The sequence below is a fragment of the Rhodococcus sp. DK176 genome (genome assembly GCF_038447315.2).
Classification (GTDB): Bacteria; Actinomycetota; Actinomycetes; order Mycobacteriales; family Mycobacteriaceae; genus Rhodococcus_F; species Rhodococcus_F jostii_A.
Genome location: NZ_CP118321.2, coordinates 2,699,142 through 2,721,457, shown reverse-complemented (window position 1 = coordinate 2,721,457; position 22,316 = coordinate 2,699,142). Strand labels below are relative to the sequence as shown.

Below are 22,316 nucleotides of genomic sequence, written 5' to 3'. Positions count from 1 at the left end.
CTTCGTCGTCGACTCGTAGAGTGACTCCCGAACACGTAGGCGTTGTGAACAGGAGTGAACCCATGACCAGTGAAGAACCCGGGAAGCGGAGTCCGGCCGTCGAGGCGGGGCTGACGGTGCGGCGTGAGGTGATGGGCCCCGACTTCGTCGAGCGGGCGCTCACTCGCACGGCGGGGACCGACAGCGAGCAGCTGCAGGAGTTCGTCACCGAGCACGTCTGGGACGCCGTGTGGAACCGGCCGGGGCTGGACCGGCGCAGCCGCAGCCTCCTCAACCTCGGCATGCTCATCGCACTGCGTGCGCACGGTGAACTGAAGGGCCACGTGCGGGGTGCACTGCGAAACGGTCTGACCCGCACCGAGGTGGTCGAGGCGGTGATCCACGCGAGCGCCTACTGCGGCGCCCCCGCCGGGTTGTCGGCGATGGCGGTGGTGCAGGAGGCGCTCGACGCGGAACTGGGACCGCTGGAAGCCGAAGGCTGAGGCCGCGCGACGCGAATCAGCCAGTGACGCCGGTGATCTCGTTCGGGGTCTCCGGCAGGTCGGCCTGCCCGGATACGGTCCAGGTGTCCAGGTCGATCGCGTGGATCCTCCTGTGCGCGGGGTCGGTCGCGTAGGCGGTGTGGTCCTGCACGTACAGCGCCGGCCGCGGCGACTGCCACTTGTCCGGCTCGGTCCACGGATCGAGGACGTCGACGGTGCGGCTCACCGCCTTGGTGTTCGGGTCGATCACGTGCACGGCGCCGTCGGTGCCGAGGACGAGGGCCTCACCGTGCGGGGCTCGCCCGAGCGAGCGGAACGTGTAGCTGGTGCCCAGGTCGACGAGGGTGAGTTGTCCGGTGACGGTGTCGGTGAGCGAGACCCGTTCGGGGCGTTCGAGTTCGGCGTCGGGATCGGTCTTGTAGTCGCCCAGGATCATCGGTGAATCCTCGTCGCCGGCCTGGTTGCCGATGCGCCCGTAGGGGTCCGGGCTGGTGACCTTGGTGATGACGCCGTCCCGGTAGATCAGCAGACCGTTCTGGCATCCCACGACCACCGTCTCGTCGGCGGCGACGGCCTCACCGTGCACACCCGGGCAGTCCTCGTTGCGCGCGATCTCCCTGCGGTCGCGGTCGAGTACGACGATGCCGGTGCGTTCGTCCTCGTTGCCGACGGTGGTGAGCAGGCCGCCGTCCGAGAGTTCCACGGCCACTCCGTGATGCGCCTCGGGCGTCGTGAACTCGGTGGTGTCCGGTGTGCCTTCGGAGAGTCCGGCCGGATCGAACACGCGCACCAGTCCGGTGCCGTCGTCGAACAGCACGGTCTTGCCGTCGTGCCGGACCACGTGGCCGGGCGTCTTCGCCTCGAACGTGACGTCGGTGAGGGCGGGTTCGGTGGTGTCGAGGGCGGTGAAGCTGTTTCCGGTGCTGACCAGTACGTGCCGGTCGTCGCCTGCGGGGTTGAGCCGGGTGAAGCCGTCCACCTCGGCCGAACCGACCACGTCGAGGCTCTGCGCGTCGAGAACCAGCACGCCGCCGTCGTAGCTCAGTGCCAGCCGCGGTGTGGCCGAGTCGGTGGTGGTCGCTTCGGCCGTGCCGGAGTCGGTGGAGCAGGACGTGAGAAGTGTCGCCGAGAGTGCCACGGCGGCAACGGCGGTGGGGAGAGGACTACGCATAAGGGTCACCCAGGAGAACTAACTCTTATTGCAAACGGTTGTCAAAGTCGGAAGTGTGCATGTGTGAATGCATCGCTATTTCAACCCCTCCGTGATCGCCAGGGAGTTCGAATCCATCATCTCGATGTACGTGCCCGCGCCCGAGCCGTTTTCGCCCAGTGATTCCGTGAACAGCGCGACGACGTCGACGGGAACACCGGCCTCCGAGGCCAAGACCTGCGCGAGCCGATCGGGCTGGGAGGAGTCGACGAAGATCGCGGGAACCCGCGACGCGGTGATCGTCGCGGCGAGGTCCGAGAGGTCGGACGCGCTGGGCGACGCCAGGGTGGTTCCGCTGGGAATCACCGCCCCCACGGTGTCGAAGCCGAAACGTTCGGCCAGATAACCGAAGACGTGATGATTGGTCACGAGCTTTCGCCGATCTGCGGGGACCGTCGCGAACCTGTCCGACATCCGGGCTGTGAGTTCCTCGAGCTGCCGGGCATAACTGTCCGAGTTCGTGCGGACGGCCCCCGCGTCGATCTCCGGCACGTGGTCGATCACCGCGTCGCGGATCAGTGCGACGGCCTCTCGCATACGGTCCGTATCGGTCCAGACGTGCGGATCCAGGGTGCCCGTGGACTTTCCGGAACGGTACTCGATCGGCCGCACGGCGTCACCGACCTGCAGAATCGGAACTCCCTCGGAGTGTGCGGTGTCGACGGTCTTGCCGATTCCCTCCTCGAGTCCGAGACCGTTCGACACGAGGAGGTCGGCGCGCTCCACCCGCGCGGCGTCCGACGCGGAGATCTCGAACGAATGGGGATCGGCGCCTCTCGGCATCAGCACCATCACGTCGGCCTGGTCGCCGACGACGTTCTTCACCACATCACCCAGAATGTTCGTGGTCACGACCACGATCGGTCCGTCGGAGGCGCCCGGGGAACACGCCGTCACGGACAGCGTCACGACTGCGGCCAGCAGGGTCAGCGGCAGCAGGCGCCGCATCCCGGTCACAGCCCGACCACGCCGAGGGTGGACGCGGCGACTCCGACGTCGAGAGTTCGCGCCACCCGCGCGTCGTCCCTGAAGTCGATCTCGGTCACCGTCTTCGATGCGGGATCCGAGACGTACGCGCGAGTGCCGCCGACGACGACGGCAGGCAGCGTTGCGGACTCGTCCCTTCCGTCGTAGGGGGCGGCCAACACGTGCGAGGACGCGGTCTCCGCGCCGGTCGTCGTGTCGTACACGCGAAAGGTGCCGTCCGCGAGGACCGCGAACACGGAGCGACCGTCGCCCGCCAGTGCGACGCTCAGCGCGCGATCCGGCGTCCGGACGTGCGTCCACCCGCGGGTGCGGGCATCGAAGACCAGCACCCCGTCGTTGGTGGCGGCGGGTCCGGCGGCGGCGACGTGGATCGGCAGGCCGTCGTGTCCGCGGATCGACGTGGGCCGGGTGGCGGCGCCGATGCCTGCCGGGTAGGGAACCTTCTCCGACGTCCACGCCCCGGCGGCGGTGGTCGCGAGGAACAGCCCGTCGTCGCACGCGGCGAGTACGTTCGTGTCGGACACCGCCGTGCCGTGCATGTTCGGGCAGGCGGTGTCGAAGCTCTGCTCGACCTCCCCGTCCGCGGTGTGGACCTCGAACGTGCCGGGGCGGGAGTCGGTCCCGTTTGCGACCGAGTGCGACACCACGAATCGGTCGGCGATCGGCAGGGCGACGCCGTGGTGCGGTGCGTCGGCGTCCACGACGGCCTCGACGTCGATGCTGTCCTTGCGGAGGGCGGCGAACTCGATCACGCGGGCGAGTCCGTCGCCGTCGAAGAACGTCGCCACCTTGTCGTCGCCTGCGATCACGTGCGCCGGCTTGCCGCCCTCGAGGGCGCCGAGTTCGACCGGTGGCTTGGTGTACGAGTGGGTGTGATCACCGTGGTTGATGGTCCAGGAACCGGCGTCCACGACATGCACCGCGCCGCCCGCGCCGTCCACGGCGAACGCGTAGCGGTCCTTCACCGTCGTCACCCGCGTCGGGTTGTCGAACTCGAACGACTGGAGAGTCTCTGCCGTCGCGAGGTCGAGCACGTCCACGCGGCCGGAATCGGCGTCCGACACCACGAGCCGGGGTTCGGGTCCCTCGACCTCGGTGGATCCGGCGTCGGCGACAAGGTCGCTACCCGGTTGGCTCCGGCCGTCGGGGGACGCGGACTCCTCCTGGGGAGATGCGCAGCCGCCGAGGGCCAGCGCGGCGACCGCGGCGATTGCTGCGTGGGCGAGGGTCGTGTTCGGCATTCAGGGTCTCCATCTATCGAACGGTATCGGGGTCGGCACAAGGGCAGGCCGAAGTCGTCGCGCCGCCGACCGGGCGAGGGCCGCGACGAAGAACTGGAGCACGGCGATTCCGGCGATCGTCGCGCCCGCAGCGGTGTCGGCATTCCACGACACGATCAGCCCGGCGAACGTGGCGGACCAGCCGAGGAGCACGGCAATTGCCATCGTCGCGCCGATCGACCTGCCGAACAGTGCTGCGGTGGCGGACGGGGCGACGAGGAGGCCGAACACGAGCAGGGTGCCGACGATGCGGAACGAGGCGACCACCGCGAGGACCACCAGTGCGAGCAGTGCGAGGTGCGCCCATCGCGGCTGCAGGCCCAGGGTGTGGGCCTTGCGTTCATCGAAGACGAGGGCGACGAACGGGCGGTACGCGATCACCGAGACGATCCCGGCGACCGCGGCCGCCGCCGCGAGCCAGAGCAGATCTCCTCGTGTCGCCGACAGGACATCGCCGAACAGGAAGGCTGTGAGATCGACCGCGAACGACCGTGCGCGCGAGACGATCACGACACCCAGCGCGAGCATGCCGACGAACAGCAGGCCGATCCCGGTGTCCTCGGACAGTCGCGAGTTCTTCGAGACCCAGGCGACGCCGAGGATCATGACGACCGCACTCACGGCCGCGCCGACGAGGAGATTCGCGCCGGCGAGATAGGCGACGGCCACTCCGGGCAGCATGCCGTGTGAGATGGCCTCGCTCATGAACGCCATGCCGCGCAACACGACCCACGTGCCCACAAGCCCGCAGAGGACGGACACCAGCATTCCCGCGAAGAGCGCACGCCGGACGAAGGACACCATCAGGGGGTCGAGTAGCCACTGCGCTCTGCTAATCTAACGATAATGATTGTCGTAAGCGAAATCGCGGTTCGGTACGGCCCGACCCCGGCGTTGAACGGTGTGAGCGTGCGGCTCACGCCGGGCACCGTCACGGCCGTCGTGGGGCACAACGGCTCGGGAAAATCGACGCTCCTGCAGTGCCTCGCGGGCATCGCGCGACCGACGGCGGGACGGATCGACGGCACGAAGGGGTTGGGCACGGCGTATGTGCCGCAACGCAATGCGGTGAGCGATCAGCTACCGCTGACAGTGCACGAGGTGGCGGCCATGGGAGCCTGGCACCGGCGTGGCTTGTGGCAACGACTCACGCCCGGAGACCGGGAGGCCGTCGACGAGGCGCTGAACAGGCTCGGTCTCGCAGACCTCGGCCGGCGGCGGATCGGCACACTGTCGGGCGGCCAGCGTCAACGTGCCCTGCTCGCGCAGGCGCTCGTGCAACGCGGCGACCTGTTACTCCTCGACGAGCCGACCACCGGTGTCGACGCGGAAGCCCGCGCGGTGATCGGCGACATCGTCGGCGAAGAGGCCGCGCGCGGTGCGACCGTCGTCGTGGCCACACACGAATCCCACGACGCGGAACGCGCCGACCAGGTGCTGACCCTGTCGTCGGGGGTGCAACTCACCCCACTTCGACGATGACCAATTTGTTGCCGTCCGGGTCCCGGAAGTAGAACATGGGCGGCACGTAGTCGCCCATCCGCAGCACCTCCGCGTCCACGTCGACGCCGTTCGCCGACAGGGTCGCACGGTCGGCGTCGGCGTCCGAGGTGGTCAGGCGGATGCCCGTCTCGACGCCCACCGGGACGCCGTCACGGGTCGGGACGAGGGCGATCGACGTCGCCGAACCCGGCGGCGCCACCTCCACCCACCGCTGACCGGGGCTGAACTCTGCATCCATGCGGCGCTCGAAACCGAGTGTGCCCACATAGAATTCGAGCGACCGATCCTGATCGGTCACGGGAACCGCGACCGTGTGTACCCCGTTGATGTGGGTCTTGCCGTCCGCGTTCATGCCGTCCACCTTCTCGTCGGCAGGCGTCACGCCTGCTCGGCCGCCTTCTCGAGTTCGGCGACGTCGAGTTTGCGCATCTTCAGCATGGCCTGCATGGCGCGCTGCGCCTTCGCGTCGTCCGGGTCGCGCATGAGTTCGTACAGCCGCTCGGGCACCACTTGCCAGGACACGCCGAAACGGTCCTTGACCCAACCGCATTGGCTTTCCTCGCCTCCGTCGGTGAAGGCGTCCCAGTACCGGTCCACTTCTTCCTGGTCGGCACACAGGATCTCGAAGGAGATGGCCTCGTCGAACGTGAACTGCGGGCCGCCGTTGAGCGCGATGAACGGCTGCCCGTTGATCTCGAAGGACACCGTCAACACCGCCCCCTCCGGACCGGGAGTGTTCGGACCGTAGTGGGTGACCTCCGTGATCCGCGAATTCGGAAACAGGGACGTGTAGAACTTCGCGGCCTCTTCGCCTTGGGTGTCGAACCAGAGGCAGGGGGTGATGGGTTTCATGGCGCAGTTCCTCTCGCAGGTCCTCGTCGATTCATCCTCGCCGATATAGACCGCGCCCACTCCCGAAACTCATCGGACGGCTGTCAGGAGTTCAGCGCACCGTCCGCGTCGACGAGATGGCGATCGCTCCGAACAGTCCTACCAGGGCGAATGTGTAGAAGCCCCACGGAACCGCGTAGCCGGCGCCCAGCAGGACGCCGCCGAGGATCGGACCGCAGATCGCGCCCACCCGGCCCACACCGGCCGACCAGCCGAGCGCGGTGGCGCGGATCTGCGGCGGGTGGTTGGCGCTCGTGAACGCGTACACGAGCACCTGTGCGCTGAACACGAAGCAACCGGCGAGGAACACCAGGGCGTAGATGCCGAACGACACCTTGACGCTGAGCAGGGCGAGGAACACCGCGGCGCCCGCGAACCAGATGATGGCTGCGGTGCGCGGGCCGATCTTGTTGGCGACGCCGCCCGCGATCAGCAGTCCGACCACCGCGCCCGCGTTGAGGATCAGCAGGAACGTCAGCGACGCGCCGAGGTTGTAGCCCGCCTCGCGCATGATCGTCGGCAGCCACGTGTTGAGGCCGTAGACGAGCAGCAGTCCCATGAACGACGTGACCCAGATGGCGATGCTGTTGCGCAGGAACGGACGCGAGAACAGGGCGCGCACCGGGTTCGCCGAGGCCGCGACGGGAGCGTCGGCGGCGGGTGCCGCCTCCAGTTCCAGGCCGTACTGCTTCGCGACGGCCTCGGCCTCGGCGCGCTTGCCGTGCGCCAGCAGGTACGACGGGGACTCAGGGAGGTACCGCAGCATCAGCGGAATCAGGACCACGGCGGGCAGTGCGCCGACGACGAACATCGAACGCCAGCCGAACGGTTCGATCAGCACGATCGCCAGCGCAGCGGTTGCGACGGCGCCCACGTGATATCCGGTCATCAGCAGCGTCGACGCGGAACCGCCACCCTGCCTCTTCGAGAACTCGTTGACCAGGGCCAGCGCCGTCGGCAGTGCGCCGCCGAGTCCGACTCCCGCAAGGAAACGGAACAGTCCGAAGAAGAACGGATTGGGTGCCACCGCGCAGAGGAGCGTGAGAACGGAGAAGGCCGCAACGGCATACAGGAGGGCCCGCCGGCGTCCGATGACGTCGGTGAGCGTCCCGATGACCAGCGCGCCGATGGTCATGCCGACCAGGCCGAAAGTCGAGATGAACGTGATCGTTCCCGTGGTCAGACCCCAGTCCTCGTAGTCGAGGAGGGAAGGGATGACGGCGCCGAGGACCACCAGGTCGAAGCCGTCGAGCAGCACGGCTACCCAGCAGAGGGGCGCGACCCAGAGGGCGGTGGAGGCGCGGGCGGCGCTTCGTTGGGAAGTGGTCATGGTGTCCTCGACGTTCGGCGGTGATGTGCGCTGTTCGCGATGCGAACCCTAGTTCTATAGGCGGACTTATTGTGTGGCGCGCCATAGTTGCCTGTCAAACATCGGCTACTCCACACCCCGGTTGGTCAAGAACTGGTAAACCCCGTGTGGATAATCGATCGGGTACCGAGTCGATGAGCAGGGACGGATTGTGAGACCCAACCCCCAGGTGGCTGCGAGCCGTCCGAGCCACGCCGCGGCGTCGGCCGTGAGCGGTTACCGGTACGACCTCGACGGTCTCCGCGGAATCGCGATCGCGCTGGTCGTGGTCTATCACGTGTGGTTCGGGCGGGTGTCCGGCGGCGTCGACATCTTCCTGGTCCTCTCCGGGTTCTTCTTCACCGGCATGCTCGTGCGACGTGCCGGGGCGGATTCGGGTCCGTCGATTCCCGCCGTCCTGCGGCGCACCGCCCGCCGGCTGCTGCCCGCACTCGTGGTGGTGTCGGCCGCTACCGCGGTCGTGACCGTGATCCAGCGGCCGTTCACGCAGTGGTCGGCGATCGCGGACCAACTCCTCGCGTCACTGCTGTACGTGCAGAACTGGCAGCTGGCCCGGACGGCGTCCGACTACGCCGCCGCCGACGCGTCGGTCAGTCCGCTGCAGCACCTGTGGTCGATGTCCGTTCAGGGGCAGTTCTACGTGCTCGCCCTCGCGGTGGTGGCAGGTGTGGCCTGTATCTGCCGCCGCCGGATCGGTCTCGTGCGTCCCATCCTCGGCGGTGTGCTCGGTGCGGGGTTCGTGGCGTCCTTCACCTACGCGGCCGTGCTGTCGCAGGACCGGCAGTCGTGGGCGTACTTCGACACGTTCGCGCGACTGTGGGAGCTGCTCGCGGGCGCACTGCTCGCGCTCGTCGTGCACCGCGTCGCGCTGCCCCGGCGGTGGCGGACCGTCCTCGCGGTGTCGGGGTTCGCCGTTGTCCTCGGGTGTGGGTTCCTCGTCGACGGCGCTGCCCTGTTCCCCGGACCGGCGGCCCTGATCCCGGTCGGTGCGGCGGTGGCGCTGATCCTCGCGGGCGCCGGCCGGTCCGAGCAGCCGGGGGTCGTGACGATGATGGCGTCGCGGCCGTTCGTCGAACTCGGTGGCCTGGCGTACTCGCTGTACCTGTGGCACTGGCCGATCCTCATTTTCTACCTCACGTGGCGGGAGCGGCCCGCGGTCGGAGCGCTCGGCGGACTCGCGGTGATCCTCGTGTCGATGGTGCTGGCCTGGCTCACCCAGCGGCTGATCGAAGCGCGGTTCCAGACCGGGTTCGCCCGTCCGAGGCGGGTGATGACCGCGCTGGTCGCGATCCTCGGCGTCGCCGTGGTCGGGACCGCGTCCGGCTGGCACGTGTATCTGGTGCGCAACCCCGAGACGACCGCCCGGGTCGGTGAGCTGGACCCGTGGCTGTACCCGGGTGCGGCGTCGTTGACCGACGGCGCGTTCGCGCCGCGCACGAACATGCGACCCACCCTGCTCGAGGCGTCGGGAGATCTTCCGCAGCCGACCCTCCACGGTTGCATCTCCGATCTGAGCACACGCGACGTCGTCACCTGCGTGTACGGCGATCTCACCGCCGACCGGGCGATCGCCGTGGTGGGCAGTTCCCACGCCGAGCACTGGGTGCCCGCGCTCGATCGGATCGGGCAGCAGCGCGGCATCCGGGTCGAGACGTACCTCAAGATGGGGTGCCCGCTGACGGTCGCGGACGTCCCGCTGCTCGCCGGCGAGCCGTATCCCGACTGCGGCGACTGGTCCCGCGACGTCCTCGACCGTCTTCGTGACCACCGGCCGGACTGGGTGTTCTCGACGTCCTCGCGCCCCAACGAGGAGGGCGCCGGCGACGTCACCCCCGACGACTACGTGGGCCTGTGGGCGCGGCTCGCGGATTTCGGGCTCCCGTTCCTCGGCATCCGCGACACTCCGTGGCTGCACGACGACGGCGTCCCGTACTCGGCCGTCGACTGCCTGGCCGACGGCGGCCACGCCGACAGCTGCGGAATGCCCCGCGACGACGTGCTGGCCACGGACAACCCCACACTCGAGGCGGCCCGCGACCTGCCGTCGGTGTATCCGCTCGATCTCACGGACGCCGTGTGTGACGTGGCGATCTGCCGCGTCGTGCAGGGAAACATTCTCGTGTACCACGATTCGCATCACCTCTCGGCGACGTACGTCCGGAGCCTCGTCCCCGCACTCGACCGGCAGATCGGCATCGCCACCCGCTGGTGGTGACCGGGATACTGGCGGCATGGCCGAAGACGACCGCAGCATGCTGGGACGTGCCTTCCTGGTGCTGGGTTCGTTCACCTCGGAGCGCCCTCGGTTATCGCAGTCGGAGCTGAGCCGGCGCACCGGACTGCCGCTGCCGACGGTGCACCGGCTGTGCCGTCAACTGGTCGACAACGGCGCCCTCGAACGCGTCGACGACGGGCACTACGAGATCGGGGTGCGGCTGTGGGAGTTGGGTGCGCTCGCGCCCCGCGCCCACGGATTGCGGCAGGTGGCGTTGCCGTACCTCGAGGACCTGTACGAGGCGACGCGCGAAAACGTCCAGCTCGTGGTCCGGGAAGATCTCGAGGCGCTCTACATCGAACGGCTGTCGGCGCGGGGTGCCGTGACCGTCGTCGGGAGGGCCGGTGGCCGGTTGCCGCTGCACGCGTCGAGCGGCGGCCTGGTGCTGTTGGCGTTCGGCGGCAAAGACCTGCTCGACGAGGTCCTCGCGGCGGGCCTCGAACGCTTCACCCCGTCGACCATCACCACCGAACATCGGCTGCGCAGCACCCTCGACGACATCCGCCGGACCGGGTGGGTCACCTGCCGCGAACACCTCAACGTAGGAACGCTGGCCGTGGCCGCGCCGGTGTCGCGGTCGACGGGTGAGGTGGTGGCCGCGGTGTCCGTCGTGGTTCCGGCGGAGAAGGATCCCGCCCCCCTGATCCCGGCGGTGCGGGCGGCCGCGCGCGGCATTTCCCGCGGTGTCGCGTAGCTCGCCTTTCACTCAGTGAAAGAGGGGGTGTTGCGATCACACGGCGGGCAGCACAGTGACTGGTGTCACGAACTACGCGAGGAGTCTGCTCATGAACACACAGGTCGGGATCGTCGGCGGGGGTCCCGCAGGACTGATGCTGTCCCATCTCCTGCACCTGAAGGGCATCGATTCCGTCGTGCTCGAAAGCCGCACCCGCGAGGAGGTGGAGGGCACGATCCGGGCCGGTGTGCTCGAACAGAACACCGTCGACCTGATGGTCGACACCGGACTCGGCGACCGCGTCAAGCGTGAAGGACTCACCCACCACGGCATCGAACTGCGGTTCGGCGGTCGCGGCCACCGCATCGACTTCGACGAACTGACCGGTGGCCGCGCCGTCACCGTCTACCCGCAGCACGAGGTCCTCAAGGATCTCATCGCCCGGCGTCTCGACGACGACGGCGACATCCGCTTCGGCGTCTCCGACGTACAGGTCCTGGACCACACGTCCGACAACCCGAAGATCACCTACCTCGACGCCGACGGCAACGAGCAGACACTCACCTGCGCACTCGTCGCCGGCTGCGACGGCTCGCGGACCACCACCCGCGGTCTCATCCCCGAGACCACCGTGCGCACCGACCACTTCCGCCAGTACCCGTTCGCCTGGTTCGGCATCCTCGCCGAGGCCCCGCCGTCGTCCGAGGAACTGATCTACGCCAACCACCCCCGCGGCTTCGCGCTCATCAGCACCCGCACCCCGGAGGTCCAGCGGCACTACCTGCAGGTCGACCCGGACGACTCCGTCGACAATTGGTCCGACGACCGCATCTGGTCGGAACTGCACGCCCGCGTCGACGGCGAAGGCGCGGAGATCAAGGACGGCAAGATCTTCCAGAAGTCGATCCTGCAGTTCCGCAGCTTCGTGTGCGAACCCATGCAGCACGGCAACCTCTTCCTCGCCGGCGACGCCGCCCACACCGTGCCCCCCACCGGCGCCAAGGGCATGAACCTGGCGATCGCCGACGTGTACTTCCTGTCCAAGGCGATGGCCGAATACTTCGCCACCCGCAGTCGGGCTGGGCTCGAGGGTTACACCGACAGCGTCCTCCCACGCGTGTGGCGGACCCAGCACTTCTCCTGGTGGATGTCCTCGATGCTGCACCGACTCCCCGACGACACCGGATTCGGCCACAAGCGGCAGGTCGCCGAACTCGACATGGTCACCCGCTCCGTGGCCGGCCGCACCCTCATCGCCGAGAACTACGTCGGCACGCCGCTGGGCTGACGCCCCCGTGAGTACTTATTAACGTCGGGGGGGCTGTTTCAAATTTCCGGGTCGGGGTGTCCGCGTGCCGCGGCGCCCCGACCTGATGTTTCTTGGATAATGTGTTGGTGGCCAAGGGGTATCGACCGGTGAATCGTGATCAGCAGTTTTTGTTGCCGCCGGACATGCGGGAGTGGGTGCCGCCCACGCATCCGGTGTGGACGGTGATCGAGATCGTCGACACCCATCTCGACACCAGCGCCTTTCACGACTCTCGCCGCACCGGGGGTGCCGGGCGCGCCGGGTACGACCCGGACATGCTGGTGACCCTGCTGATCTGGGCGTGGTCGCGGGGGGTGCGGTCGTCGCGGCAGATCGAGCGGGCCTGCTCGGAGGTGGTGTCCTACCGGGTGATCTGCGCCGGCGACACCCCCGATCACGTGACGATCTCACGGTTCCGCAAGGACAACCACACCGCCTGCGAGGCCCTGTTCACGCAGGTCCTGATCCTGGCCGCACGGTTGGGTCTGGGCCGACTCGAGACGATCGCGTTGGACGGGGTGAAGATCGCCTCGAACGCATCGAAGGACGCCAACCGCACCGAGGACGGGCTGCGCCGGGCAGCCGAGGCCGAGGCCGCGCGGATCGCCGCCGCCGCGGTGGCCGCGCACGCCGCCACCGATGACGCCGAGGACGACCTCTACGGCGAGGACGATTCGGGCCCGGGACAGGTGCCGGCGGAGTTGGCCGATCCCAGCACCCGCTCGGCCCGGATCGCCGAGGCATTGGCCCAGCTCGACGCGGAGAAGGACGCCGAACAGTGCGAGCGGGAGGGGAAAGCACAGGACTATCTGGCCCGGCTCGACGCGGGCCAGACGGTGATGGGCCGGGTGCCGGTCGGGGCCGAGGTCGCCGCCGCCGAGCGGCGTCTGGCCGAGGCGGTCGCCGCCCAGCAGGCGGTGATCGAGCGGTTCCAGGGTGGCACCGCGGCCGGGGGCGGGGGCACCCGGTTCGCACCGAAGCCGGTCGACGAGCACCACCTGGTCCGGCGCCGGCGCACCGAACTCGACACCGCCCTCCGCAAACAGGGTGAGCGCGCCGCCGCCGCCGGGCAGCGGCGCCGCAACACCACCGACCCCGACTCGCGGTTGCAGCCGCTGCGCGGCGGCGGCTGGGTGCAGGGCTACAACTGCCAGGCCTTCACCAGCGAGGACGGGTTGATCCTGGCCACCGGGGTCGGGACCGGCCCGGCGGACTACGACTATTTCCCCGAGATGGTCGACAAGGCCGGGGCGGCCGCGCACCTGATCGACGCCACCCGACGTGGGAAGGAACCGACCGGCACGAGCCCGGAGGAGCTGATCGGGGTGATGCTCTTCGACGCCGGCTACTGCTCCCGCGAGAACCTCACCGCGCCGGGCCCGGACCGGTTGATCGCCACCGGCAAATCCCGTCACCTCGAGGCCGCCGCCACCGCTGATCCGGTCACCGGACCGCCACCGCCGCAAGCGGATCCGATCCAGGCCATGACCCACCGGCTGCGCACCGAGGCCGGTATCGCCACCTACCGCAAACGCTCACCCATCGCCGAAACCGTGTTCGGGCACGCCAAACACAACCTCGGATTCCGCCGCTTCACCAGCCGCGGCCTCGACCGCGCCCGCAGCGAATGGGCGTTCCACGCCACCGTGCACAACCTCGGCAAGATCCTCACCCACCTGACCGGAGGCACCCCGCTCCCGGCCACCCCCTGACCCGGCGGGGGCCACCCCCGCACCGGCACCCACCGCGGCACGAGACACCCGCACCCGGACCGCCCTCACTCAATTCCGCAACAGCCCCCGGGCGGTTAATAAGTACTCACGGGTGGCGGCGCCGCAACGAACGGGGCGAACAGCCGGGCGGTGTTCGCCGACGCCGCCGCGGTGTCCTCGGGTGGGTTGGCGATGAAACTCAAGGCGAGCCGGACGATGGCGTGCGCGATGATGTCCGCGTCGTCCGGGGACGAGTTCACCCACGACCGTTGCAACGTCTGTGCCAGCCGTTCGGCCGCGGGGCGGATGATGATGTTGCTGTCCGTCGTGATCAGGCGCAGCAGATCCTCGGGTGCCTTCCCCTGGTGCAGCGACATCACCAGGGGATCGGCTCCGCTGAGTTCGAAGAACGTCGCATAACCTTCCCGCAGAGCAGTTGTCGCGTCGCCGGGGTTCTCGTACAGAGCGGATTCGATGACGGTGACGAGGCTGTCGGTCAGCCGAAGTGCGTACCCCTCCGCCAACCCGCGCCGCGATCGGAACTCTTTGTAGATCGTCTGCCTGCTCAGCCCCGCGGCGACCGCGACGTCGGTCACGGTGATTGTCGGCCAGGGACGTTCGAGCAGCAGTTCCCGAAGCGCATCGAGGGTTGTCTCCCGCATCAGCGACGTCGCGGCCAGCCGGTATCGACTCTGTCGCTCGGTGCGGTCGTCTGCGGACATGACCTCGATGCTAGCGGGCGGCCGCGACCCGACCTTCCCGCTCGCCGGCGAGCACGTCGGTCAGAGCAACCGACTCGTCCGCCAGCGCGGCGCGGTCGACTGTGCCGCCCCGGGCGATCATCGTGCGCACGGTTCGGAGGTCTTTCGGGCGGCCCACGGCGATGACCCCGACCGGCGTGCTCCCACGGACCGCGACCGCTGTGAAATCGCGATCGTCGATCGAACCGCGGATCACGTAGTCGTCGTCGAAACGGGTCGCGCCGGCGAACTGCACGTTGTGGCCGTACTGCGTGGACCACCCCCACGGAACGTCGGTGAACGGCATGGGCTTTCCGAGGATGGAGTGCGCGGCGGCAATCCCCTGCGCCTGAGCGCCGTTCCAATGTTCGGAACGGTATCGCTCGGAGTCACGCGCACCGGGGATGTTGGCCGCGTCTCCGGCCGCGTAGACGCCGTCGGCCGAGGTGCGAAACTGCCCGTCGACGGTGATGCCGTTGTGCACGCGCAGTCCCGCCGCGACCGCGAGCGTGACCTCGGGGACCGTTCCGACCGACACGAGGACGGTGCCGGCACTCCAACTTCGACCGTCGTCCGCGGTGGCGCGGGCGGAGCCGTCGTCGCTCACGTCGAGCGAGGACAGGGCGACATCCGTGCGGACGTCGACGCCGTTCTCGGAGTGCAGCGACGCGATCATCGTCGAGATTTCCGGGGGCACAATTCGACTGAGGAGTGACGGGTCCCGTTCGAGGACGGTGACCTCCGCGCCGAGCGACCGCGCCGTGGCCGCGACCTCACATCCGATGAGACCTCCGCCGATCACGAGCAGGGAACCGGTGCGCCGAATCGACTCGCGAAGGGAATCGGCATCGGCCATCGACCGCAGAGTGAACACGTGCGCACCGGAGACACCCTCGAGTTTCCGGGCCCGGCCGCCGGTCGCGAGCAGCAGGGCACTGTACGACAGTGTTACTCCGGACGAGAGCGTCAGCAACTTCCGCCGGGTGTCGAGTTCGACTGCCGTTGCACCGGTGATCAATTCGATATCTCTTTCCTTCCAGAAAGAGTCCGGTTTCAGCGCGGTCTTCTCCGCGGCCGTGGCACCCGACAGGAAGTCCTTCGACACCGTCGGCCGCCGATACGGCGGTGCGGGTTCGTCTCCGATCAGGACGACGCGCCCGCTGAAGCCTTCCGACCGGAGCGTCTGCGCGGCGCTCGCACCTGCGATACCGGACCCGACGATGACCACCGTCGACAGTTCCGTGGAAAGGTTCGACAGTGCGCTCACGCCCGGCTGACCTCGACCATGTCGAAGTCCGCCTTGGCGGCCCCGCAGTCGGGGCACGACCAGTCCTCGGGAATATCGTCCCACCTGGTGCCGGGCTCGATGCCGTCCTCCGGCCATCCCTCGGCCTCGTCGTATTCGAATCCGCATTGGGCGCAGCGGTAGAGCTTGAAATCGGTACTCATGTCACGCCACCTTCGGGTCGAAATCGATCTTTTCGCGGACCCCGCAGTCGGGGCAGCACCAGTCGTCGGGCACATCGGCCCACGCGGTGCCGGCGGGGAATCCCTCACGCGGTGCGCCGGACGCCTCGTCGTAGACGTAGTCGCAGACCGGGCACTGGTAGGCGGCCATCACCGAACTCCGCCGCTGTACTTGGCCAGCACCTTCTCGCGCTTGCCGGGTTGGATGTTCACGCGCGTGATGTCGCCGTCGTAGTGGTCGAGCACGCGGTGATCCATCACCTTGCGCCAGAGCGGCGGGAAGTACGCGAGCGTGATCATGCTGGCGTAGCCGCTGGGCAGGTTGGGGGCGCCGTCCATGCTCCGGAGCGTCTGGTACCGCCTGGTCGGGTTCGCGTGATGGTCGCTGTGACGCTGCAAGTGGTACAGGAAGATATTGGTCACGATGTGGTCGGAGTTCCAGCTGTGTGAGGGAGCGCAGCGCTCGTAGCGGCCGCTGGCGGTCTTCTGACGCATCAAGCCGTAGTGCTCGAGGTAGTTGACCGTCTCGAGGAGAGAGAAACCGTAGACCGCCTGAATGATCAGGAACGGGATGACGACCGGACCGAAGATGGCGATGAGCACACCGAACAACGCGACCGACATGAGCCAGGCATTGAGCACATCGTTGTGAATGCTCCACGTGCTCTTGCCGAGTCGCTGCATCCGCGTCTTCTCGAGCTCCCAGGACGACTTCAGGCTTCCCCAGACGCTGCGGGGCAGGAACGTCCAGAAGCTCTCACCGAAGCGTGAACTCGCCGGATCCTCCGGCGTGGCAACCCGAACGTGGTGGCCACGGTTGTGCTCGATGTAGAAGTGACCGTAGAAGGTCTGCGCGAGAGTGATCTTGGCCAGCCACCGTTCGAGCTCGGTCTTCTTGTGGCCCATCTCGTGTGCGGTGTTGATGCCGATGCCGCCCATGACGGCGACGGTGAACGCGACGCCGACCTTCGACACCAGCCCGAGGCCGCCGTCGATGCCGAGCCAGGAGAGGTTGTCCGCCGACCAGAGGTAGCACGCGAACACCAGGCTCGCCATCTGGAACGGGATGAACACGTAGGTGCAGTACCGGTAGTACCTGTCGTTCTCGAGCTGTTCCATCACTTCCTCGGGAGGGTTCTGGCCGTCGGGCCCGAAGAACCTGTCGAGGAGTGGAAGCAGTCCGAACAGCAGCAGGGCGCCGATCCACCACCACACCGGAGCCGCCGCCGACCATCCCAATTGGTTGAAAGCCCACACGAGCCCCGCAGCGAGGAACAGTGAGGTCGGGGGAATCAATCCCATCAACCACAGGTAGCGCTTGCGGTCACGCCACGCTTCCGGTGGTGCCTCTCCTGTCATCCCGCTGATATTCGACGTCGTCACGATCCGAACCTCCTCGTCCAGTGGCCGTACCGGTATGAACCAGCTCACTCTCATTTGGACAGTACACGGACTTTGATCCAGGGTCTAGACAAATATGAAGATTTGTAAATCTCGCGAGGTGCAGTGCTCTAACGCCGGGGTCTTCGCTGCCGATAGAGAGATCGACACCGTTGCGTACTGAGGAGGCCCTTGATGTTCCGCGACCCCGGACTTCCCGACTGGCTCGAATTCGTCCTCGGCCTGCTCGGGTACCGCTGGTAGCTTCACCTGTGAGTACTTATTAACCACGGGCGGTTAATAAGTACTCACAGGTGAAGCATCGCGGCAATGTGCCAGAGCCGGGGCTGGTCGATCGACCCCTCCACGCAGCGCGCGAACAGCCACAGGCGCAACCGCTCGCGGTCGAGGCCGAGCAGGCCCGCTATCCGGCTCGCGAATCCGACGGGGTCGGCGGCGAGGCGGTCGACATGGTCGAGCATGTGCTGCAGCACGTCGTACGTCGGATCGCCGACATACGGTTTGGGATCGATCACCAGCCACGGCTCGCGCGCGGCAGACAGCACGTTGTCGGGGTGAAGGTCCGTGCACAGCAGCCGCGACTGTGTTGCCGTCCTGGGTAGTTCGCGGAACAGCTCCATACCGGTTCGCGCCAGGCTCGGATCCAGGTGCGGTGCACGGGCGAGTTTCTCCTCGAACTCGTCGGCCCACACGTCGCACATGCTGGTGAGCGGGTGCCGGGTTCGGAGGCTTCGAGGAGCAGCGCCGTGGTGTGGTCGAGCACGCGGTGGTCGAGCAGTCGGAGGGCGCCCTCACCGTTCCAGGCCGCGAGTCCGTCCGCCTCGTGCAGTGCCTCGTCGTGTCGCCAGCCGATCTTCAGCACCACGCGTTCGCCGGCGGCGGTGCGTGCGGGCGCCGTCCAGGACGTCACGCCGCCGGGTTGGAACGGGCGACCGACGTCCAGCGACCACTCCCGACTCACCGCTTCGACGACGGCGGGGAGGTCGGCCAGCCACGTTCGGCACGGCGCGTCGGGTGCGTCGTACTCGGCCATCTCTCGCACGAGGTTCGTCGGCAGTTCAAGATCCGGCACACCCGCACTGTGCCTCGCGGATCGTCGGGTCACCGCCTTCCGCGGTCCCACACGCGCTGCGTCTGCTCGGCGATGTCAGGGTGGTGGGTCTGCTGGAAGTTGCGTCCACCGCGGGCGAAGGTGTGCACGGTCGCGGGCGGTACGTCGAGCTCGGCGACGGGTGCGTCGAGCCACTCGCAGTCTCGGAGGTGCACCAGATCCACAGCCGCGGCCTCCGGACTCGAGTCGTAGCGCCACGGACCGTCGATCCGGCCGAGGAGGTAGAGCCCGTCGGCGTCACGCGACCAGACGAACGATCCGTCCAGCACCTGCGTGAAGCGTTCGAGCCGGCGTGCGGCCGGATCGCCGTAGGTGCGCTCGGTCGCATCGAGCGCCTCGCTCAGATCGGCAGGAGGTGGGGCCAGCAACCCGCCGATTCCACACACGTCCATCGCGAGCGCGCGCTGCACCGCGAGCTCTGGGTCCACGTCGTCGCGACGGGAACGCATCGGTGCGCGGTAGACGTCGGTGGGTGTCATACGTATGGATTCTCCCTGACGCCGAACCGCGACGGCGCTCTTCGTCAATCGTCCACCCGGGTAAACTAGAACCTGTTACATTCGCGGGAGGGGTGCTACTTCTGGAACTCGGAGAGAACTCATGAGATACCGCGTCGTCGAATGGTCCACCGGTACGGTCGGGCGTCACGCCATCGCAGGGATCGACGCCCGCGACGACCTCGAACTGGTCGGCGTGTGGGTGTCCAATCCGGAGAAGGTCGGGAAGGACGCCGGGGAGCTGGCCGGTCTCGGAAGAGAACTCGGGGTGAAGGCGACCGGCGACAAGGCGGCACTTCTCGCCCTGAAGCCGGACTGCATCGTGCACACCGCGATGACGGACGACCGCATCTTCGACGCCATCGAGGACCTGATCTCCTTCCTCGAGGCGGGTATCAACGTCGTGTCCTCGGGACCTGTTCTGTTGCAGTACCCGATCGGTGTGGTCCCGGACGAACTCGTCGACCGCATCCACGACGCCGGCGAGCAGGGAGACGCGAGCCTCCACGTGAACGGTATCGACCCCGGATTCGCGAACGACGTTCTGCCGCTGGCCATGACGAGCCTGTCGCAGCGGATCGACGAGGTGCGATGCTCCGAGATCGCCGACTACTCCACCTACTACCAGCCGGTGGTGATGACCGAGATCTTCGGTTTCGGTAAACCCGTCGAGGAGACGCCGATGCTGTTCCAGCCGGGCGTGCTGTCGCTGGCGTGGGGGAGCGTCGTCCGCCAGATCGCTGCGGGACTGGACCTCACGCTCGACGAACCGCTGGTGGAGAAGTTCGAACGCATCCCCGCCGAGCAGGACCTGGACATTCTCTCGTGCCACATCGCGAAGGGAACGGCGGCGGCGGTGCGGTTCGAAGTCGTCGGCACGGTCGACGGGGTGCCCCGCGTGGTCCTCGAACACGTCACCCGCACCCACCCCGAACAGAAACCGGACTGGCCGAAACCCACCCGCGGCGACGGGTGCTACCGCATCGACATCACGGGCGAGCCCGTGATGACCGTCGAGTTCACTCACCACGGCGAGCACGGCGACCACAACGTGTCAGGGATGATCGTCACCGCGATGCGGCTGGTGAATTCGGTGCACGCCGTGGTCGAGGCGAAGCCCGGGCTGGTGACCGCACTCGATCTTCCTCTCATCACCGGTCGCGCTTCGCGCCCGTGAGTACTTATTAACCGCCCGTGGTTAATAAGTACTCACAGGCCGAAGGCACCGAGGGCTGTTCGGAGGCCGTCCGGGCGCTCCGCGAGGGGAAGGGGTTCGACGAGTGCGAACGCGCAGCCCACGTTTCGGGCCGCGCCGTCGGCTTCCTCGCTGTCGCCGATCATGAGAGTTCGTTCGGGCTCGGAACCGAGTGCGGCGAGGGCGTGCTCGAAGATCTTCGGGTCCGGTTTGATCGCGCCCACCTCGAACGACAGCACGAACGCGTCGACGAGATGCTCGACTCCCAGGTCCGCGAACGCGGGCCGGATGTCGAACGCGATGTTGCTCAGCACCGCGACCTTGATTCCCCGGTCCTTCAGTGACGCAAGCACTTCTGCGGTATCGGGGTATGCGCTCCAGCATCCCGGGTCGATGACCCGCTCGTACAGCCCGACCGCCTGGTCCTCGTGCGCGACCCCGGACTTGCGCAGGACGTCGAGGTACGCCTGCCGGTGGAACCGAGGGTCGAGGTCGCGGTTCGTCCACGCGTGGTGCTCGGCGGCATCCATCTCGACGGTCTGACCGACGGGCGCCGTCATGCGCCGCATCAACTCGGCCTGCTGGTGGAGGTCGAACGGTTCACCGTCGTGGTCGGTGAGATCGGCCATCCAACTGTCGTCCTCCTCCAGCCGGAACAGTGTGCCGGAGAAGTCGAAAATCACTGCGTCGAATTCGGTGAGATCGGAAGCCACGTGTCCAGGCTAACGCGCTGTGCACGCGACTTCAGGGTGAAGCCGGGCGGGGTCAGTCGACTTCGAGTTCACCCATCAGCGACCACTCGGTGCCGTCGATCGTGGTGTTGATGATCCGCGGCGTCTGCGCGAGGGCGGGTTTCAACTCGCGCATGGCGTTCCGGAAATGCTCGCTCTGCACGTGGGCGACGGCGGCGTCGTCGTCACGGAATGCTTCGACGAGGACGTACAGATCCGGATCCTCCACCGCCCGCGACCAGTAGAACCACAGGTTGCCCGGTTCGTTTCGGGTCGCGTCGGTGAACGGCTGCACCAGGTCGAGCCAGCCGTCCGCGTGGTCCGGTTTCACGGTGAAGTTGACGACGATGAAGATCACGGCTGCCTCACTTCTCGAGTTGACGCATTCGAATCCTACGCGCGCGATGTCGTCGGATCCCCGACCGAGCGGCGTAGCCGGGTGAGGATGCGCGTGAAGCTGTCGGGGTCGTCCAGGGCACGCGCCAGGACGAGCGCGCCCTGGATTCCCGCGACGACCTCCTCGGCGAGCGGCCGCGACGGCCTGCCGTGGCCTGCGTCGGCGAGGGCGCCGGCGAGCGAATCGACCCAATCGGTGAAGTAGGCGCGGACCCGGTCGGCGAAGCGGTCGCGTTCGAGGCCGAGCGCGAACGCGCCGAACAGGCAGATTCGGCGACCCGACCGGAAGTACGTCTCGACCTCGTCGAACATCCGCTCCAGACGGGCGGCGGCGGGCTCGGACCCGCGCAGCGGCAGGTATACGGCGGTCTGGAACCAGGCGTCGACCTCGTCGAGGACGGCCTCGGCCATCTCGTCCTTGCCGCGGGGGAAGAAGTTGTACAGGCTGCCTTTGCCGAGTCCGGTGTGCTCGGTGATGACGGCCAGGCTCGCGCCGTCGAACCCGTGGGATCGGAACACCTCCGCCAGCACGGGGACGACGTCGCCGCGCTCGGCTACTGCTCGGGGCATGACTACTCCTCGTGTGCCGGTCAGAGGCCGAGATCGCTCAGCCCGGGATGATCCGACGGTCGCACGCCGGACATGTCCCAGAAGAACTTGCGGTCGGATTCGTCGATCGGCACGTCGTTGATGCTGGCGTGACGCCACCGCATCAGACCGTTGTCGTCGAACTGCCAGTTCTCGTTGCCGTACGCGCGGAACCACTGCCCGTCGGTGTTGTGGAACTCGTACGCGAACCGGACCGCGATCCGATTCCCGTCGTGCGCCCACAGTTCCTTGATCAGACGGTATTCCAGTTCGCGGTCCCACTTCCCGGCGAGGAAGTTTACGATCTCGCGGCGCCCTTGCAGAAAGGTGGACCGATTGCGCCACCAACTGTCCTCGGTGTAAGCCTGCGCGACCTTCTCGGGATCACGAGAATTCCAGCCGTCCTCGGCGGCGCGAACCTTCGCGATCGCGGTGTCGCGCGTGAACGGTGGGACGGGTGGTCGAACGGACATGGTGAGCGCTCCTTCGGTAGGTC

General features: G+C 67.7%; 25 protein-coding genes. 7 read left to right on the top strand and 18 right to left on the bottom strand.

The features are described 5' to 3' along the window. Nucleotides 1-62 precede the first annotated feature (62 nt). Nucleotides 63-482: a carboxymuconolactone decarboxylase family protein gene (locus tag PSR88_RS12870; RefSeq protein WP_016882535.1), complete on the top strand. Its 420-nt coding sequence runs from the start codon at nt 63-65 to the stop codon at nt 480-482. Between the two features lie 16 nt (nt 483-498). Here PSR88_RS12870 and aztD read toward each other — a convergent pair whose 3' ends face one another. The 4 genes from aztD to aztB all read right to left on the bottom strand — a co-directional run bounded on the left by aztD (nt 499) and on the right by aztB (nt 4,763). After that, nucleotides 499-1,653, bottom strand: coding sequence for a zinc metallochaperone AztD (gene aztD / locus PSR88_RS12865; RefSeq protein WP_016882536.1), 1,155 nt, complete (start codon nt 1,651-1,653; stop codon nt 499-501). A 75-nt stretch (nt 1,654-1,728) separates the two neighbouring features. After that, a complete protein-coding gene (gene aztC, locus PSR88_RS12860) occupies nt 1,729-2,640 on the bottom strand; it encodes a zinc ABC transporter substrate-binding protein AztC (protein WP_029539164.1) in 912 nt (303 codons plus the stop codon). A gap of 5 nt (nt 2,641-2,645) precedes the next feature. Next, nucleotides 2,646-3,920 carry a hypothetical protein gene (locus PSR88_RS12855; RefSeq protein WP_016882538.1) on the bottom strand — a complete coding sequence of 425 codons (1,275 nt, stop codon included), beginning with the start codon at nt 3,918-3,920 and terminating at the stop codon, nt 2,646-2,648. Beyond that, nucleotides 3,921-4,763: a zinc ABC transporter permease AztB gene (gene aztB, locus PSR88_RS12850; RefSeq protein ID WP_016882539.1), complete on the bottom strand. Its 843-nt coding sequence runs from the start codon at nt 4,761-4,763 to the stop codon at nt 3,921-3,923. Between the two features lie 42 nt (nt 4,764-4,805). On the opposite strand from aztB, the gene aztA reads away from it, so the two are divergent. Continuing rightward, the gene (aztA, locus tag PSR88_RS12845) at nt 4,806-5,441 is read left to right on the top strand and encodes a zinc ABC transporter ATP-binding protein AztA (protein WP_016882540.1); all 636 of its coding nucleotides are present in this window, start codon (nt 4,806-4,808) and stop codon (nt 5,439-5,441) included. Here the strand turns inward: aztA and PSR88_RS12840 are convergent. The 3 genes from PSR88_RS12840 to PSR88_RS12830 form a co-directional block, all read right to left on the bottom strand. Beyond that, entirely contained in the window at nt 5,422-5,814 is a 393-nt protein-coding gene (locus tag PSR88_RS12840; RefSeq protein WP_029539166.1) for a VOC family protein, read from the bottom strand. The two genes, aztA and PSR88_RS12840, sit on opposite strands and share 20 nt — an antisense overlap. 26 nt (nt 5,815-5,840) lie before the next feature. Next, nucleotides 5,841-6,314 (bottom strand): VOC family protein, encoded by a 474-nt coding sequence (locus PSR88_RS12835; protein ID WP_016882542.1) that lies wholly within the window; start codon nt 6,312-6,314, stop codon nt 5,841-5,843. Between the two features lie 91 nt (nt 6,315-6,405). Next, nucleotides 6,406-7,683: an MFS transporter gene (locus PSR88_RS12830; protein WP_016882543.1), complete on the bottom strand. Its 1,278-nt coding sequence runs from the start codon at nt 7,681-7,683 to the stop codon at nt 6,406-6,408. Between the two features lie 190 nt (nt 7,684-7,873). Here PSR88_RS12830 and PSR88_RS12825 point away from each other — a divergent pair, with 190 nt between their 5' ends. The 4 genes from PSR88_RS12825 to PSR88_RS12810 all read left to right on the top strand — a co-directional run bounded on the left by PSR88_RS12825 (nt 7,874) and on the right by PSR88_RS12810 (nt 13,694). Then, the gene (locus PSR88_RS12825; RefSeq protein WP_016882544.1) at nt 7,874-9,937 is read left to right on the top strand and encodes an acyltransferase family protein; all 2,064 of its coding nucleotides are present in this window, start codon (nt 7,874-7,876) and stop codon (nt 9,935-9,937) included. A 16-nt stretch (nt 9,938-9,953) separates the two neighbouring features. Beyond that, nucleotides 9,954-10,691 (top strand): IclR family transcriptional regulator, encoded by a 738-nt coding sequence (locus tag PSR88_RS12820; protein WP_009475227.1) that lies wholly within the window; start codon nt 9,954-9,956, stop codon nt 10,689-10,691. A 91-nt stretch (nt 10,692-10,782) separates the two neighbouring features. Next, nucleotides 10,783-11,961 (top strand): 4-hydroxybenzoate 3-monooxygenase, encoded by a 1,179-nt coding sequence (locus PSR88_RS12815; protein ID WP_011595255.1) that lies wholly within the window; start codon nt 10,783-10,785, stop codon nt 11,959-11,961. Between the two features lie 128 nt (nt 11,962-12,089). Then, complete coding sequence (locus PSR88_RS12810; protein WP_342338179.1) at nt 12,090-13,694, top strand: transposase; 1,605 nt, start codon at nt 12,090-12,092, stop codon at nt 13,692-13,694. Between the two features lie 95 nt (nt 13,695-13,789). Here the strand turns inward: PSR88_RS12810 and PSR88_RS12805 are convergent, their stop codons facing one another. From PSR88_RS12805 to PSR88_RS12775, 7 genes are all read right to left on the bottom strand, one after another. Continuing rightward, nucleotides 13,790-14,416: a TetR family transcriptional regulator gene (locus PSR88_RS12805; protein WP_016882545.1), complete on the bottom strand. Its 627-nt coding sequence runs from the start codon at nt 14,414-14,416 to the stop codon at nt 13,790-13,792. Between the two features lie 10 nt (nt 14,417-14,426). Beyond that, entirely contained in the window at nt 14,427-15,701 is a 1,275-nt protein-coding gene (locus PSR88_RS12800; protein WP_016882546.1) for an NAD(P)/FAD-dependent oxidoreductase, read from the bottom strand. After that, the gene (locus PSR88_RS12795; RefSeq protein WP_009475223.1) at nt 15,698-15,883 is read right to left on the bottom strand and encodes a rubredoxin; all 186 of its coding nucleotides are present in this window, start codon (nt 15,881-15,883) and stop codon (nt 15,698-15,700) included. The genes PSR88_RS12800 and PSR88_RS12795 overlap by 4 nt, the downstream gene beginning before the upstream one ends. Before the next feature lies 1 nt (nt 15,884). After that, entirely contained in the window at nt 15,885-16,052 is a 168-nt protein-coding gene (locus PSR88_RS12790; RefSeq protein ID WP_005251085.1) for a rubredoxin, read from the bottom strand. Further along, nucleotides 16,052-17,284 (bottom strand): alkane 1-monooxygenase, encoded by a 1,233-nt coding sequence (locus PSR88_RS12785; RefSeq protein ID WP_029539173.1) that lies wholly within the window; start codon nt 17,282-17,284, stop codon nt 16,052-16,054. Before PSR88_RS12785 ends, PSR88_RS12790 begins: the two co-directional genes overlap by 1 nt. 305 nt (nt 17,285-17,589) lie before the next feature. Then, nucleotides 17,590-18,003, bottom strand: a complete 414-nt coding sequence (locus PSR88_RS12780) for an aminoglycoside phosphotransferase family protein (protein ID WP_081437424.1) — start codon at nt 18,001-18,003, stop codon at nt 17,590-17,592. A 400-nt stretch (nt 18,004-18,403) separates the two neighbouring features. Continuing rightward, nucleotides 18,404-18,892 (bottom strand): hypothetical protein, encoded by a 489-nt coding sequence (locus PSR88_RS12775; RefSeq protein WP_011595250.1) that lies wholly within the window; start codon nt 18,890-18,892, stop codon nt 18,404-18,406. Between the two features lie 121 nt (nt 18,893-19,013). Here PSR88_RS12775 and PSR88_RS12770 point away from each other — a divergent pair, with 121 nt between their 5' ends. After that, nucleotides 19,014-20,087 (top strand): diacylglycerol kinase, encoded by a 1,074-nt coding sequence (locus PSR88_RS12770; RefSeq protein WP_016882549.1) that lies wholly within the window; start codon nt 19,014-19,016, stop codon nt 20,085-20,087. A 32-nt stretch (nt 20,088-20,119) separates the two neighbouring features. Here the strand turns inward: PSR88_RS12770 and PSR88_RS12765 are convergent, their stop codons facing one another. The 4 genes from PSR88_RS12765 to PSR88_RS12750 are packed head-to-tail and all read right to left on the bottom strand — an operon-like array spanning nt 20,120 to nt 22,293. Further along, entirely contained in the window at nt 20,120-20,818 is a 699-nt protein-coding gene (locus PSR88_RS12765; RefSeq protein ID WP_011595248.1) for an HAD family hydrolase, read from the bottom strand. A gap of 52 nt (nt 20,819-20,870) precedes the next feature. Continuing rightward, nucleotides 20,871-21,194: a putative quinol monooxygenase gene (locus PSR88_RS12760; protein ID WP_011595247.1), complete on the bottom strand. Its 324-nt coding sequence runs from the start codon at nt 21,192-21,194 to the stop codon at nt 20,871-20,873. Nucleotides 21,195-21,229: 35 nt separating this feature from the next. Then, nucleotides 21,230-21,802 (bottom strand): TetR/AcrR family transcriptional regulator, encoded by a 573-nt coding sequence (locus PSR88_RS12755; RefSeq protein ID WP_009475216.1) that lies wholly within the window; start codon nt 21,800-21,802, stop codon nt 21,230-21,232. Between the two features lie 20 nt (nt 21,803-21,822). Beyond that, nucleotides 21,823-22,293: a DUF1348 family protein gene (locus tag PSR88_RS12750; protein ID WP_009475215.1), complete on the bottom strand. Its 471-nt coding sequence runs from the start codon at nt 22,291-22,293 to the stop codon at nt 21,823-21,825. Nucleotides 22,294-22,316 lie beyond the last annotated feature (23 nt).

Coding starts and splice junctions, on each gene's coding strand:
- PSR88_RS12870 (WP_016882535.1), top strand. CDS start 63: ATGACCAGTGAAGAACCCGGGAAGCGGAGTCCGGCCGTCGAGGCGGGG.
- PSR88_RS12815 (WP_011595255.1), top strand. CDS start 10,783: ATGAACACACAGGTCGGGATCGTCGGCGGGGGTCCCGCAGGACTGATG.
- PSR88_RS12855 (WP_016882538.1), bottom strand. CDS start 3,920: ATGCCGAACACGACCCTCGCCCACGCAGCAATCGCCGCGGTCGCCGCG.
- PSR88_RS12820 (WP_009475227.1), top strand. CDS start 9,954: ATGGCCGAAGACGACCGCAGCATGCTGGGACGTGCCTTCCTGGTGCTG.
- PSR88_RS12830 (WP_016882543.1), bottom strand. CDS start 7,683: ATGACCACTTCCCAACGAAGCGCCGCCCGCGCCTCCACCGCCCTCTGG.
- PSR88_RS12770 (WP_016882549.1), top strand. CDS start 19,014: ATGAGATACCGCGTCGTCGAATGGTCCACCGGTACGGTCGGGCGTCAC.
- PSR88_RS12840 (WP_029539166.1), bottom strand. CDS start 5,814: ATGAACGCGGACGGCAAGACCCACATCAACGGGGTACACACGGTCGCG.
- PSR88_RS12775 (WP_011595250.1), bottom strand. CDS start 18,892: ATGACACCCACCGACGTCTACCGCGCACCGATGCGTTCCCGTCGCGAC.
- PSR88_RS12805 (WP_016882545.1), bottom strand. CDS start 14,416: ATGTCCGCAGACGACCGCACCGAGCGACAGAGTCGATACCGGCTGGCC.
- aztA (WP_016882540.1), top strand. CDS start 4,806: ATGATTGTCGTAAGCGAAATCGCGGTTCGGTACGGCCCGACCCCGGCG.
- PSR88_RS12795 (WP_009475223.1), bottom strand. CDS start 15,883: ATGAGTACCGATTTCAAGCTCTACCGCTGCGCCCAATGCGGATTCGAA.
- PSR88_RS12835 (WP_016882542.1), bottom strand. CDS start 6,314: ATGAAACCCATCACCCCCTGCCTCTGGTTCGACACCCAAGGCGAAGAG.
- aztB (WP_016882539.1), bottom strand. CDS start 4,763: ATGGTGTCCTTCGTCCGGCGTGCGCTCTTCGCGGGAATGCTGGTGTCC.
- PSR88_RS12790 (WP_005251085.1), bottom strand. CDS start 16,052: ATGGCCGCCTACCAGTGCCCGGTCTGCGACTACGTCTACGACGAGGCG.
- PSR88_RS12755 (WP_009475216.1), bottom strand. CDS start 21,802: ATGCCCCGAGCAGTAGCCGAGCGCGGCGACGTCGTCCCCGTGCTGGCG.
- aztC (WP_029539164.1), bottom strand. CDS start 2,640: ATGCGGCGCCTGCTGCCGCTGACCCTGCTGGCCGCAGTCGTGACGCTG.
- PSR88_RS12750 (WP_009475215.1), bottom strand. CDS start 22,293: ATGTCCGTTCGACCACCCGTCCCACCGTTCACGCGCGACACCGCGATC.
- PSR88_RS12780 (WP_081437424.1), bottom strand. CDS start 18,003: ATGTGCGACGTGTGGGCCGACGAGTTCGAGGAGAAACTCGCCCGTGCA.
- aztD (WP_016882536.1), bottom strand. CDS start 1,653: ATGCGTAGTCCTCTCCCCACCGCCGTTGCCGCCGTGGCACTCTCGGCG.